The following is a 12,661-nucleotide window of genomic DNA, read 5'->3' as shown; positions in this document are numbered from 1 at the left end:
AGGGCCGCGGCTCAGAGCGGCTCGTCCTCCAGCCCCTCCGTGTCCTCGCCCTCCTCCTCCAGGGCGCGCCGGACCACTCGGAGCGCCATCCCCTCCGCATAGCCCTTCCGGGCCAGCATGCCCGCAAGGCGGCGCAGGCGCTTGTCGCGGTCGAGGCCGCGTGTGGCTCGGAGCTTTCGGGCGACCAGCTCCCGGGCCGTCGCCTCCTCCCGCTCGGAGTCGAGCTGCCCGACCGCCTCGTCGATCAGCGCTGTGTCCACGCCCTTGGTGCGCAGCTCCTGCGCGAGAGCGCGTCTGGCCAGGCCGCGGCCGTGGTGCCTGGACTCCACCCAGGCGCCGGCGAAGGCGGCGTCGTCGATCAGGCCGACGTCCTCGAACCTGGTCAGGACCTCCTCCGCCACCTCATCGGGGATGTCGCGGCGGCGGAGGGCGTCCGCGAGCTGCTTGCGAGTACGCGGGGTCCCGGTGAGCAGGCGCAGGCAGATGGCCCTCGCCCGCTCCACCGGGTCCCCTGGCGGTGCCTCTTGCCCGGCCCTCGACGGGTAGGAGGCACCGCGGTCCTGGTCCGCCACCGGCCGGGGGCCGCCGGTGGTGTGGCCGCGGGCCGTGGTGCCGGGCGGCTCCGCGGGCTCCGGCCAGTCGGTTCGCCGCGTCATGGGCTAGCTCTTGGCCGCGGCGGCCTTGGCCTTGGGTGCCTTGACGGCCGCTGCGGGCGCGGCCTTGGACACGTCCGGGACGGGGGCTGCGACCGCGGCGTCCGCACCGGGCTCCGCCGCCGGGGCCTCCGGCCGGACGCCCACGCCGAGCTTCTCCTTGATCTTCTTCTCGATCTCGTTGGCGAGATCGGGGTTGTCCTTCAGGAAATTGCGGGCGTTCTCCTTGCCCTGGCCGAGCTGGTCGCCCTCGTACGTGTACCAGGCGCCGGCCTTGCGGACGAAGCCGTGCTCGACGCCCATGTCGATCAGTCCGCCCTCGCGGCTGATGCCCTGGCCGTAGAGGATGTCGAACTCGGCCTGCTTGAAGGGCGGCGCGACCTTGTTCTTCACGACCTTGACGCGGGTGCGGTTGCCGACGGCCTCGGTGCCGTCCTTCAGGGTCTCGATGCGGCGGATGTCGATGCGCACCGATGCGTAGAACTTCAGGGCGCGGCCGCCGGTCGTGGTCTCCGGGGAGCCGAACATCACACCGATCTTCTCGCGGAGCTGGTTGATGAAGATCGCGGTGGTCTTGGACTGGTTGAGCGCGCTGGTGATCTTCCGCAGTGCCTGGCTCATCAGGCGGGCCTGCAGGCCGACGTGCGAGTCGCCCATCTCGCCCTCGATCTCCGCGCGCGGCACCAGGGCGGCGACGGAGTCGACCACGATCAGGTCGAGCGCGCCGGAGCGGACCAGCATGTCGGTGATCTCCAGCGCCTGCTCGCCGTTGTCGGGCTGGGAGAGGATCAGGTTGTCGATGTCGACGCCCAGCTTCTTCGCGTACTCCGGGTCGAGGGCGTGCTCTGCGTCCACGAACGCGACCTGGCCGCCCGCCTTCTGGGCATTGGCCACGGCGTGCAGCGTCAGGGTGGTCTTGCCGGAGGACTCCGGGCCGTACACCTCGACGATGCGCCCGCGTGGCAGGCCGCCGACGCCGAGGGCGACGTCGAGCGCGGTCGACCCGGTGGGGATGACCTCGATGGGCTCGTTCGGCCGCTCCCCGAGGCGCATCACGGCGCCCTTGCCGAATTGCCGTTCAATCTGTGCGAGGGCGGCGTCCAGCGCCTTCTCGCGGTCGGTTCCTGCCATGGGTTCCACCCGGTTTGCTTGAGTCGATCGCTTCACGTCCAAGACGCTAACGCCTGCCACTGACAATGCGCCTCGACGCCCGCCCGGCCTGTGGATAACTCACGGAGATCCCGGGGGTGTCGGGCGGAAAATCCCCGGCTGCGTGCGGCCCGCTTCCCCATAAGAACGGATGTTCGATTTTGGTGTCAAGCGCGACACGGTGCCTGCAAGGTACTCGCAGCGGCGGCCATCGGCGGCATCGAGGCTTTGCGCGGCGTGGCACCACGGCCCTGCGCGGCGTGCGTGGGCGGGGAGGCGGCGGGGCGGCGGGGGCCGTCACGCGGGGCCGTCACGCGGACGAGAGGGCGGCCGGAGCGACGCGATGTCGGCGGCGCAGTCGAGGGCGAGGGGGCGCAGTCGGGTCCGTGTCCGTGGGAGCTTGGGGCGCGCGCGTCGGCGCGGGGCACGAAGCCCTACGCCTCTCCGGGTGGGGCGGCGTCCGGTTCGGTGGCGCCGGCGCCTGCCCGGGCCCGTGGCGCACGCCCGGCCGCCCTGCGCCGCGGCGCCCCGAGGAGCCGCCGCAGCCGTACCAGCAGTGCGGGGCCCCGGCGTCCTCGGTGGCCCCCGACTCGCGGGTCGTCCATGACCTCGTACCGCTTCACATAAGCGCCCAGGAAGGCCTGGAGGGTGGCCACCGCGGGAATCGCGATCAGCGCGCCGACGGCGCCCAGCAGGGCCGTGCCCGCGATGACGGAACCGAACGCGACGGCGGGGTGGAGGTCGACGGTGCGTGCGGTGAGCTTGGGCTGCAGCAGGTAGTTCTCGAACTGCTGGTAGACCACGACGAAGACGAACACCCACAGCGCGTACCAGGGGTTGACCGCGAAGGCCAGCAGCATGGGCAGGGCGCCCGCCAGGTAGGTGCCGATCGTCGGTATGAACTGCGAGACGAGACCGACCCATACGGCGAGCACCGGCGCGTACTGAACGTCGAGCGCCGCCAGCAGCACGTAGTGCGCAAGGCCCGAGGCGAGGGCCATGAGTCCGCGGGAGTAGATGTAGCCGCCGGTCTTGTTGACCGCGATCTCCCAGGCGCGCAGCACCTCGGCCTGCCTGGCGGGTGGCAGCACGGAGCACAGGGCGCGCCGCAGCCGAGGGCCGTCGGCGGCGAAGTAGAACGAGAACAGCAGGATCGTCAGGAGCCTGAAGAGGCCGCCGAGCACCTGGGTGGAGACGTCGAGCACGCCGCTCGCGCTGTTGCGTACGTACGACTGGAGCCAGTCGGAGTGCAACAGGCTGTCCTGGATCTCGACCCGGCTGAGGTCGGTCCCGAAGGTGGAGTTGATCCAGTTGATCAACGAGTCGAGCGTGCCGGGGAAGTCCTCCACCATCTGGATGATCTGGCCGGCCATGATCGAGCCGAGCAGGGTGACGAAGCCCGCGCCCCCGATCAGGACCGCGAGGAACATCAGCCCGGTCGCCGGGCCCCGGCGCATGCCGTGCGCGGACATCCAGCTCACCGCCGGCTCGACCGCGAGGGCCAGGAAGAACGCGATCAGGAGGTTGATCAGCAGGCCGACGAGCTGCTGGAAGGCCCAACTGCCCAACTGGAAGCAGGCGATGAGGGCGAGGGCGAGCACCATGGCACGCGGCAGCCAGCCCGGCATACGGGGGCCGCGGCGGGCCCGCCACCCGGGGCCGTCCGTGCCGCCCGGCGCGGGAGGTGCCGGAGGCGCGGCCGTACCGGCTTCCTCACCTCGGGCTTCGGGCATGGGTATGTCGTCGGGGGCGACCCGTGGGGTGTCGTCTGTCGGTGCCACGCAGGCAAGTCTCACGTACGCCGGGGTCGGTCCTTCGCCGCCCCCGGACCGCGGAGCGGGGGGCGCGTGGTGGCACGTGCGGATGCGCCGGGGTGAGCGCGGTCGTCAGCGCTTCTCGGGAGGTATGCCCATGGCGTCGCACACCGCGCGCCAGACGTCCTTGGCCTCCCAGCCCGCGTCCAGGGCCTCATGCACCGTACGCCCGCCGAGCTGGGACATCACATGATCACGGGCAAAGGAGTCGGCGTAACCCGCACCGAAGTGCTCCACCATCCGCTGCCAGAAGACCGTCAACCGCATGCCACCAGTATCCCGCCCCCGGAGTGCAGCCGAGCCGGACGGCCACGGTGACGGCCTGTTGCGGCCTACCGTCGGAACATGACCGAAACGGGAACCACTGCTCACACTCCGTCACCGCACCGGCCGCTGTGCTCTCCGCACGGCGTGGTCCCGGCCCCGCCGCATCCGGCGCGCTCCGCCGTCCCGGCCGGGCCCAGGGGAACGGCGCCCGCGGCATCGTCCGCGCTGCTGCGCGCGGAGGAGTTCGTCAGGCTGACCGCCCGGGTCCTCGAGCAGCGCCGGTTCGCGTACCACTTCCTCGGTGCGGGAGCCGCCGGCGCCGAGGCGGTGGAGACCGCGCTGGCGGCGTACCGGAACGAGGACGAGGGCTTCGGGCACGCGCTGGACCCGGGGCTGCGGGGACCGCAGAGCAGGCCGGGGCACGCCGTCTACGCACTCCGGGTGCTGGACTCGATCGGGCGCTGCTGCGGCCGGCGGGTGGAGCGCCTGGGCCGCTACCTGACGGCGGTGTCGGCCCCCGACGGCGCGCTGCCCGCGTTCCCGCCCGGGCGGCACCCCTTCGCAAGCGCCCAGGGCGAGCTGCTGACCACCGGCCCTGTGGTGGGCCTGCTGCACCGCAACGACGTCTGGCACGCGTGGTTGTTCAGGGCGACGGACTTCTGCTGGCAGGCGATCGAGTCCCTGGAGACGCCCGGGCCGCACGAGATCGAGGCGGCGATCGCCGTCCTGGACTCCGTGCCCGACCGCCCGCGCGCGCAGGCGGCGGCCGACCGGCTCGGCCGGCTGGTGCGCGAACAGCGGCTGGCCGTGCTGGACCCGCAGCAGCTCGGTACCTGGCCGGTGGCCCCCGGGTGTGCGGCGGGAGAGCACCGCTTCCCGCACGACTACGCGCGGGAACCGCGGTCTCTCGCGCGCGCGTGGTTCACCGACGAGGAGATGGACCGCTCCCTCGACTTCCTCACCGGCGAGCAGCAGCAGGACGGCGGCTGGCCCCTTCTGCCGAGCGGCCCGGGCCCCCGCACGGAGCGCCGCTGGTCCCCGGGCGCGGTGGTGGAGCGCCTGGAACGACGACCTGGGCTGACGATCGAGGCCCTGCGCACCCTGCGGGCGTACGGACGCGTCATCGGCTGAGCACCTCTCCCGTGCCCGGCTCCGCCGCGGGCGGGGCCGGGCCCGTGTCCCGGCGTCGAGGACGAGGGGGCGTCCGTCGGCGCGCGCCTGCTCGGCGGTGGGCGCGGCGGGCAGGGTCACGGGGAGCAGGGCAGCGAGCCGTCCGACGAGCGGCCGCTCCAGTACGCCGGCCGGCACCACGAGGCCCATGAGCTTCACCGCGTAGCGGCCGGCCGCGGTGACCACGACGGCGATCCGGGTGCTGTTCGACGTTCGTCCCTCGGTGCGTCGTGATGGCCATGTGTCTGTGTGCCCGGCGGGCTGGGCCTGCGGGCTGGGCCTGCGGGCTGGGCCCCGAGCGTAGCGCCGCACGGGCTCTGTGCGCCGTCACCGCCCGGCCCGCGTACGGTCCGATTCCGCCCCGGCCCATGCCCGTCTCACTCAGGCGTCTGCGCAGGTCACGCGCCATGTCAGTGGTCGGGTGCACGATGGGGGCATGGCGCACGACCCTCTCGACGGCTTCTCCCCCGCGACCCGCGGCTGGTTCACGGGGGCCTTCTCCGCGCCCACCGCGGCCCAGGCCGGCGCGTGGCGGGCCATCGGAGCGGGCTCCGACGTGCTGGTCGTCGCTCCGACCGGCTCCGGCAAGACGCTGGCCGCCTTCCTCGCCGCGCTCGACCAGCTGGCGTCGGCCCCGCCGCCCGCGGACCCGAAGAAGCGCTGCCGTGTGCTGTACGTCTCGCCCCTGAAGGCGCTCGCCGTCGACGTGGAGCGGAATCTGCGCAGCCCGCTGACGGGCATCCGCCAGGAGGCCGTGCGCCTGGGCCGGCCCGAGCCCGAGGTGCGGGTCGGCATCCGTTCCGGTGACACCCCCGCGGCCGAGCGGCGCGCGCTGTCCACCCGCCCGCCCGACATCCTGATCACCACCCCGGAGTCGCTGTTCCTGATGCTGACGTCGGCCACCCGCGAGGCTCTGACCGGCATCGAGACGGTGATCCTCGACGAGGTGCACGCGGTCGCCGGCACCAAGCGCGGGGCGCACCTCGCACTGTCCCTGGAACGCCTCGACGCGCTGCTGCCGAAGCCGGCGCGGCGCATCGGCCTGTCCGCGACGGTGCGCCCGGTGGACGAGATCGCGCGGTACCTCTCGCCACGCCGCAGGGCGGAGATCGTCCAGCCGCCCTCGGGCAAGGAGTTCGACCTGTCCGTGGTCGTCCCCGTGGAGGACCTCGGCGAGCTCGGCGGCTCCCCCGCGACCGACGACCGGGCCGCGGACCGGCCCTCGATCTGGCCGCATGTCGAGGAGCGGATCGCCGACCTGGTCCAGGCGCACAGGTCCACGATCGTGTTCGCCAATTCCCGGCGCCTGGCGGAGCGCCTGTGCAACAGGCTGAACGAGATCGCGTACGAGCGCGCCACCGGGGAGCCCCTGGAGGAGGCGCACTCCCCGGCCCAGCTCATGGGCGGCTCCGGCGCCGCCCACGGCGCCCCTGCGGTCATCGCGCGCGCCCACCACGGCTCGGTCTCCAAGGAGCAGCGCGCCCAGGTGGAGGAGGACCTGAAGGCGGGCCGGCTGCCCGCCGTCGTGGCCACCTCCAGCTTGGAGCTGGGCATCGACATGGGCGCGGTCGACCTCGTCGTGCAGGTGGAGTCGCCCCCGTCGGTGGCGTCGGGGCTGCAGCGCGTCGGTCGCGCCGGCCACCAGGTGGGCGCCGTCTCCACCGGCGTCGTCTTCCCCAAGTACCGCGGCGACCTGGTGCAGGCCGCCGTGGTCACCGAGCGGATGCGCGCCGGCGCGATCGAGGCGCTGCGCGTCCCGGCCAACCCGCTGGACGTGCTGGCGCAGCAGCTCGTCGCCATGACCTCCATGGACACCTGGCAGGTGGACGACCTGCTGGCCCTGGTGCGCAGGGCGGCGCCCTTCTCCTCGCTCCCGGAGTCCGCCTTCACCGCCGTCCTGGACATGCTCGCCGGCCGCTACCCCTCGGACGCCTTCGCGGAGCTGCGGCCGCGGGTGGTGTGGGACCGGGTCGCGGGCACCGTCACCGGCCGTCCGGGGGCGCAGCGGCTCGCGGTCACCTCGGGCGGCACGATCCCGGACCGGGGCCTCTTCGGGGTGTTCCTCGCCGGGGCCGACCCCAAGAAGGGCGGCGGACGCGTCGGTGAGCTGGACGAGGAGATGGTGTACGAGTCGCGGGTCGGCGACGTGTTCACCCTGGGCACCACGTCCTGGCGCATCGAGGACATCACCCGGGACCGCGTGCTGGTCTCCCCCGCGCCCGGGGTGCCCGGCAGGCTGCCGTTCTGGAAGGGCGACCAGCTCGGCCGCCCGCTGGAGCTGGGCCGGGCGCTGGGGGCCTTCCTGCGCGAGGTGAGCGCGCTGCCCAGGGACGACGCCCGCCTGCGGCTGCTGGCCGCCGGCCTGGACGCCTGGGCCTCGGACAACGTCCTCGGCTACCTGGACGAGCAGCGCCAGGCCTGCGGCCATGTCCCGGACGACCGGACGATCGTGGTGGAGCGGTTCCGCGACGAGCTGGGCGACTGGCGGGTCGTCGTCCACTCCCCGTTCGGAGCCCAGGTGCACGCCCCGTGGGCGCTCGCGCTGGGAGCCCGGCTCGCCGAGCGGTACGGCATGGACGCCCAGGTCATGCACGCGGACGACGGCCTCGTGCTGCGGCTGCCCGACGCCGACCTGATGGGCCTGGACCTGCTCGACCAGGACCCGGCGCGCCCCGGTACGGAGTACGACGCGAACCAGGCACCCGTGGGCGGCTCGGACGTCGTCTTCGACAAGAGCGAGGTCGACGGGATCGTGACCGACCAGGTCGGCGGCTCGGCCCTGTTCGCCTCCCGGTTCCGCGAGTGCGCCGCGCGGGCGCTGCTGCTGCCGCGCCGCAATCCCGGCCGGCGCACTCCGCTGTGGCAGCAGCGCCAGCGCGCGGCGCAGCTCCTCGAGGTGGCCAGCGAGTTCGGCTCGTTCCCGATCGTCCTGGAGGCGGTCCGCGAATGCCTCCAGGACGTCTTCGACGTCCCGGGTCTCGCCGAGCTGATGGGCGACATCGAGTCCCGCAAGGTGCGCCTCGTGGAGGTCACCACCCAGGAGCCGTCCCCCTTCGCGCGGTCGCTGCTGTTCGGGTACGTGGCGCAGTTCCTGTACGAGGGCGACTCCCCGCTCGCCGAGCGCCGGGCCGCCGCGCTGTCGCTGGACTCCAGGCTCCTCGCCGAGCTGCTGGGGCAGGCCGAGCTGCGCGAACTGCTCGACGCCGATGTGCTGGCCGAGCTGGAGCGTGAGTTGCAGTGGCTGACCGAGGACCGGCGGGTGAAGGACGCGGAGGGGGTCGCCGACCTGCTGCGCGTGCTCGGGCCGCTCACCGGCGCGGAGATCGCCGAGCGCGGCGGGCAGCCGGAGTGGATCGACGGGCTGGCTGCCGCCCGCCGCGCCATCCGGGTGCGTATCGCGGGCACGGAGCACTGGGCCGCCGTGGAGGACGCGGGCCGGCTCAGGGACGCGCTGGGCACCGCGCTGCCCGTCGGGGTCCCCGAGGCGTTCACGGAGCCGGTGCGGGACCCCCTGGGAGACCTCCTCGCGCGCTATGCGCGCACCCATGGGCCGTTCACCTCCGCTGCGGCCGCCGCCCGGTTCGGGCTCGGCGCCGCGGTCACCGACGGCGAGCTGAACCGCCTGACGGCGAGCGGGCGCCTCGTCCAGGGCGAGTTCCACCCGGCCGGCGTCGGCCAGGAGTGGTGCGACGCCGCGGTGCTGCGCAGGCTGCGCCGCCGGTCCCTGGCGGCCCTGCGGCACGAGCTGGAGCCGGTGCCGCCCGCCGCGCTCGCGCAGTTCCTGCCGCAGTGGCAGCAGCTCGGCGGGCACGGGCTGCGCGGCATCGACGGCCTGGTGCGGGCCATCGAGCAGGTGCAGGGTGCATCGGTGCCCGCCTCGGCCCTGGAGCGGCTGGTGCTGCCGTCCCGGGTCGCCGACTACACGCCGGCCATGCTGGACGAGCTGACGGCCGCCGGCGAGGTCGTGTGGGCCGGTGCGGGGGCGCTGCCCGGCAAGGACGGCTGGATCGGTCTCTACCTGGCCGATGCCGCGCCCGTCCTCCTGCCGCCTCCGCATCCCCTGGAGCTGACTGCGCTGCACCAGGCCGTCCTGGACGTGCTCTCCGGGGGCTACGGGCTGTTCTTCCGGCAGATCGCCGACCAGATACGCGCCACCACCCACCCCGATGTCACCGATCCCCAGCTCGCCGACGCGATCTGGGAGCTGACATGGTCGGGGCGGCTGACCAACGACACCCTCGGCCCACTGCGCGCCCTGCTGGGCTCGGGCCGCACCGCGGGGGCCACCGCGCACCGCGCCAAGCGCGCCGTCCCGCGCGGCCGCTTCGGGACGCTGACGACGTCCCGCGCCACGTCCCGCAACGGCCCGCCCACCGTCGCGGGCCGCTGGTCGCTGCTGCCGGAGCGGGAGACCGACGCCACGGTCCGCGCGCACGCCCTGGCCCGTACGCTGCTCGACCGGCATGGTGTGGTGACGCGGGGCGCGGTGGCCGCCGAGGGCGTGGAAGGCGGCTTCTCCGCGGTCTACCGCGTACTGTCCGCCTTCGAGGAGAGCGGGCAGGCCAGGCGGGGCTATGTCGTCGAGGGGCTGGGGGCGGCCCAGTTCGCCATGGACGGCGCGGTGGACCGGCTGCGGGCCGTGGCGAACGCCCGCGACCGGGGCGAGACACTGCCGCCGCCTCCGGGCGCCTCGGCCCCGGGTGCCCCGGGTACCCCGTCCGGGGCCGACGGGGGCTTCGAGGCGGCCGTGGAGTGGGCCGAGGGGTTCGGCGTGCCCGGCGCCGAAGGGGCACCCGGCGCCTCCGGGCGCTCCGGGGGGCCGGTCCCTCACTTCGAAGGGCCGCGGAGCCTCCAGGGCGTGCGTGGTGCCTCCGGTGGCTTCGAGGACTTCTCCGACGGCGACGGTGACGCGTCGGGTGGGTACGGCGGGTACGACGGCCCCGGCGGATACCGCGGCCATGGCGAGGGGCGCTCGGGCGTGGCGGGCGGCGCCCGGGGCCTCGGCGGGCGCACTCGGGCACGTGGCGCGCCGCGTGCCGTGGTGCTGGCCGCGGCGGATCCGGCGAACGCCTACGGGGCGGCTCTGCCGTGGCCGGAGCCGCCGGCCGGCGCGGGGCACAAGCCGGGGCGCAAGGCGGGCTCCCTGGTCGTCCTGGTCGACGGCGAGCTGACGCTGTACATGGAGCGGGGCGGCAGGACACTGCTGGCCTGGCCCGAGCAGCCGGATGCGGCGCTGTCCGCTGAGGACGGCCGGCTTGGCGCCGCGGCGGAGGCGCTGGCCGCGGCGGCCCGGGCGGGCAGGCTGGGGACGGTGACGGTGGAGCGGATCAACGGTGAGGGCTCGCTTACGTCGCCGTTGGGCGGACTTCTGGAGTCTGCGGGGTTCCATGCGAATCCGAGGGGGCTGCGGTTGCGGGCGTAACCCGCGGCCCTGGGGTCGGCAGTCTGTCCCGGGGCTCTGTGCGGGCCTGTGCGCCGGGCGCTGTGGGCTCCGCCGGGTGGGGTGTGCGCGGTCGTCTCCGGACCTGCTGTCCGCGGGGGCCGTTCGCGCAGTTCCCCGCGCCCCTGGCGAGGCGCACCCCCCATCCCCGCCACCCCGGGCAGCCCGGGACCAGCTCCCGCGACCGACCCGGAAGGACACGTTCAGTCATGCCCGGACCGACCGCCGTGGTGGCTGCTCACGCAGTCCCCCGCGCCTGACAGGGCGTACACCGCCGAGCCCACCGCCCGCCCCGCGCCTGAGGGCGTACACCGCCCAGCCCACCGCCCGCCCCGCGCCCCTGTCGGGGCGGCGGGTTACCCGGAGGCGCGCCAGGAGGTGCGGCGGGCGGTGGCTGCCCTGGGCTTGGGTGTGGGGTGGGGGTGGGGAGACGGGCCCGGTTGGCATGTGGGGCACCAGTACGTGGGGCGCTCCCGGGAGCCGTCGCCCTGGGTGTCCACTCGGATCGAGGTGCCGCAGCGCAGGCAGGGGCGGGGGGCGCGGCCGTAGACGAAGAGGCGGGGGGCACGTCGGCCCGTGGTGGAGCGGTTGGGCTCCGTACGGTTCGCCTCCAGCAGCCGCTTGGCGAAGGCGAGGAGCCGTTCAGGGGCTCCTGTGGCCAGTTCCCCCACCGGAAGCCAGGGGCCGGCCCCGATCAGGAAGCACAGTTCGGATGTGTAGACGTTGCCCACGCCGGCGAGATTGCGCTGGTCGAGCAGGGCCTCGCCGAGCGCACGGGACGGATCACGGAGTAGGTTGGCCAGAGCCGCCTCCGGGTCCCAGTCGGGGCCCAGCAGGTCGGGGCCGAGGTGCCCCACAGCACGTGCCTCGTCCGAGGTGCGCAGCAGTTCCACGACGGGCAGTCGGTAGCCCACGGCCGTGGCCCCGCCCGTGCCCAGGATCGCCCGGATCTGATGCCCGGGGCCGCCCCGCCAGCGCTCGCCCGGCCCGTACACCCTCCACGAGCCCTCCATCCCCAGGTGGGAGTGGAGGGTCAGGCCGCCTTCGAGCCGGGTGAGCAGGTGCTTTCCCCGCGGTGCGACCTCCAGGACCGTGCGCCCCGTGAGATCGGCCGTGGCATGGGCCGGCACCCGCAGGTCGGAGCGGGTCAGCTCGCGTCCCGCAAGGCTGCGGTGCAGCCGCTGCGCGGCCTGCCAGACGGTGTCTCCTTCGGGCATGACTTCCAGGGTGTCATGGACTCCGGGGTGGGTGGCTCGGCTCCCAGGTGCCCTCGGGCTCCAGGGGGCGGTCTCGGCTCCAGGGGGCGCGGCTCCTGGACGCGCTCGCGGTCTCGGCCTCCGGGGGATCTCGGCCCCAAGGGGACGCGGCTCCTGGAGGCGGTCGCGGTCTCGGCCTCCGAGGGATCTCGGCTCCAGGAGGGCGCGGCTCCTGAGGGCGGGCGCGGCTCCAGCGGTCGCGGCTCCAGCGGGCGCGGCTCCAGCGGGCGCGGCTCGGCTTCAAGGGCGGTCGCGGTCTCCGCCTCGGGGGGCGGTCTCGGCCTCCAGGGTCGCCTCAGTTCGGGAGAACCCCGGGAATGCGCCAGAATGCGCCACGAGCCCCGGCTCGGGCGGTCACGACGTTCGTGCCACCCCGGCCGGGGCTCCGTGCTCTTGCCTACGTCTGGTGAACGGGGCATCCACCTGCCTTGCAGGCCCCGTGGGCGCCCGGCGCACACGCGGCGCCGGGACATACCGCAGCGGGTCTGTCAGGCGGCGACTACGTCCACCGCTTCGGCGGGTGCCTTGATCGTCACCCGTTCCGGGGGGACCCCGGCGACCGATACCGAGTTCAGCATGGGGTGCACCGCTGCCGGTGCCGGCACCGGTTCGGTCGCTGCCGCCGACTCGGCGAGCTCGGCGAGGGCGAGTTCGTCGCTCACCTCGTGCATGAGCTCGGACATCCGTACCTCAAGCGCGTCGCAGATGGCGGAGAGCAGCTCGGAGGAAGCCTCCTTCTGCCCCCGCTCCACCTCGGAGAGATAGCCGAGCGAGACTCGGGCGGACGAGGAGACTTCGCGCAGAGTACGGCCCTGGCGCTGGCGCTGCCGACGCAGCACGTCACCCAGCAGGCGACGGAGCAGGATCATCGGTGGCTCCCTCCTCGGACCGTGTAGCCGCTTCCGTTACGCC

General features: G+C 74.2%; 8 protein-coding genes and 1 pseudogene. 2 read left to right on the top strand and 7 right to left on the bottom strand.

Annotated elements, in window-relative coordinates:
• Nucleotides 1-11: 11 nt before the first annotated feature.
• From recX to ACSMXW_RS28030, 4 genes are all read right to left on the bottom strand, one after another.
• Nucleotides 12-656: a recombination regulator RecX gene (recX, locus tag ACSMXW_RS28045; protein ID WP_485800319.1), complete on the bottom strand. Its 645-nt coding sequence runs from the start codon at nt 654-656 to the stop codon at nt 12-14.
• Between the two features lie 3 nt (nt 657-659).
• Nucleotides 660-1,784 (bottom strand): recombinase RecA, encoded by a 1,125-nt coding sequence (recA, locus tag ACSMXW_RS28040; RefSeq protein ID WP_485800318.1) that lies wholly within the window; start codon nt 1,782-1,784, stop codon nt 660-662.
• Between the two features lie 452 nt (nt 1,785-2,236).
• The gene (locus tag ACSMXW_RS28035; RefSeq protein ID WP_485800317.1) at nt 2,237-3,583 is read right to left on the bottom strand and encodes an AI-2E family transporter; all 1,347 of its coding nucleotides are present in this window, start codon (nt 3,581-3,583) and stop codon (nt 2,237-2,239) included.
• A gap of 105 nt (nt 3,584-3,688) precedes the next feature.
• Entirely contained in the window at nt 3,689-3,883 is a 195-nt protein-coding gene (locus tag ACSMXW_RS28030; protein WP_485800316.1) for a DUF3046 domain-containing protein, read from the bottom strand.
• Nucleotides 3,884-3,961: 78 nt separating this feature from the next.
• Between ACSMXW_RS28030 and ACSMXW_RS28025 the strand changes: the two genes are divergently transcribed.
• Complete coding sequence (locus ACSMXW_RS28025; RefSeq protein ID WP_485800315.1) at nt 3,962-5,014, top strand: hypothetical protein; 1,053 nt, start codon at nt 3,962-3,964, stop codon at nt 5,012-5,014.
• 51 nt (nt 5,015-5,065) lie between these two features.
• On the opposite strand, the pseudogene ACSMXW_RS28020 reads toward ACSMXW_RS28025, so the two are convergent.
• Nucleotides 5,066-5,203 (bottom strand): annotated as a pseudogene (locus ACSMXW_RS28020) (AzlD domain-containing protein); the annotation flags it as partial.
• 286 nt (nt 5,204-5,489) lie between these two features.
• Here ACSMXW_RS28020 and ACSMXW_RS28015 point away from each other — a divergent pair.
• Complete coding sequence (locus tag ACSMXW_RS28015; RefSeq protein ID WP_485800313.1) at nt 5,490-10,475, top strand: ATP-dependent helicase; 4,986 nt, start codon at nt 5,490-5,492, stop codon at nt 10,473-10,475.
• Nucleotides 10,476-10,849: 374 nt separating this feature from the next.
• Here the strand turns inward: ACSMXW_RS28015 and ACSMXW_RS28010 are convergent, their stop codons facing one another.
• Together ACSMXW_RS28010 and ACSMXW_RS28005 are read right to left on the bottom strand one after the other, a co-directional pair.
• Complete coding sequence (locus ACSMXW_RS28010) at nt 10,850-11,710, bottom strand: Fpg/Nei family DNA glycosylase (RefSeq protein ID WP_485800311.1); 861 nt, start codon at nt 11,708-11,710, stop codon at nt 10,850-10,852.
• A gap of 527 nt (nt 11,711-12,237) precedes the next feature.
• On the bottom strand, nt 12,238-12,618 hold the full coding sequence (locus ACSMXW_RS28005) for a helix-turn-helix domain-containing protein (RefSeq protein WP_485800309.1): 381 nt from the start codon (nt 12,616-12,618) through the stop codon (nt 12,238-12,240).
• Between the last annotated feature and the right edge of the window lie 43 nt (nt 12,619-12,661).

The organism is Streptomyces sp. DSM 116793 (genome assembly GCF_057320905.1).
Note: the sequence above shows the minus strand (reverse complement) of the source record. Positions and strands in the feature narration are given on the sequence as shown.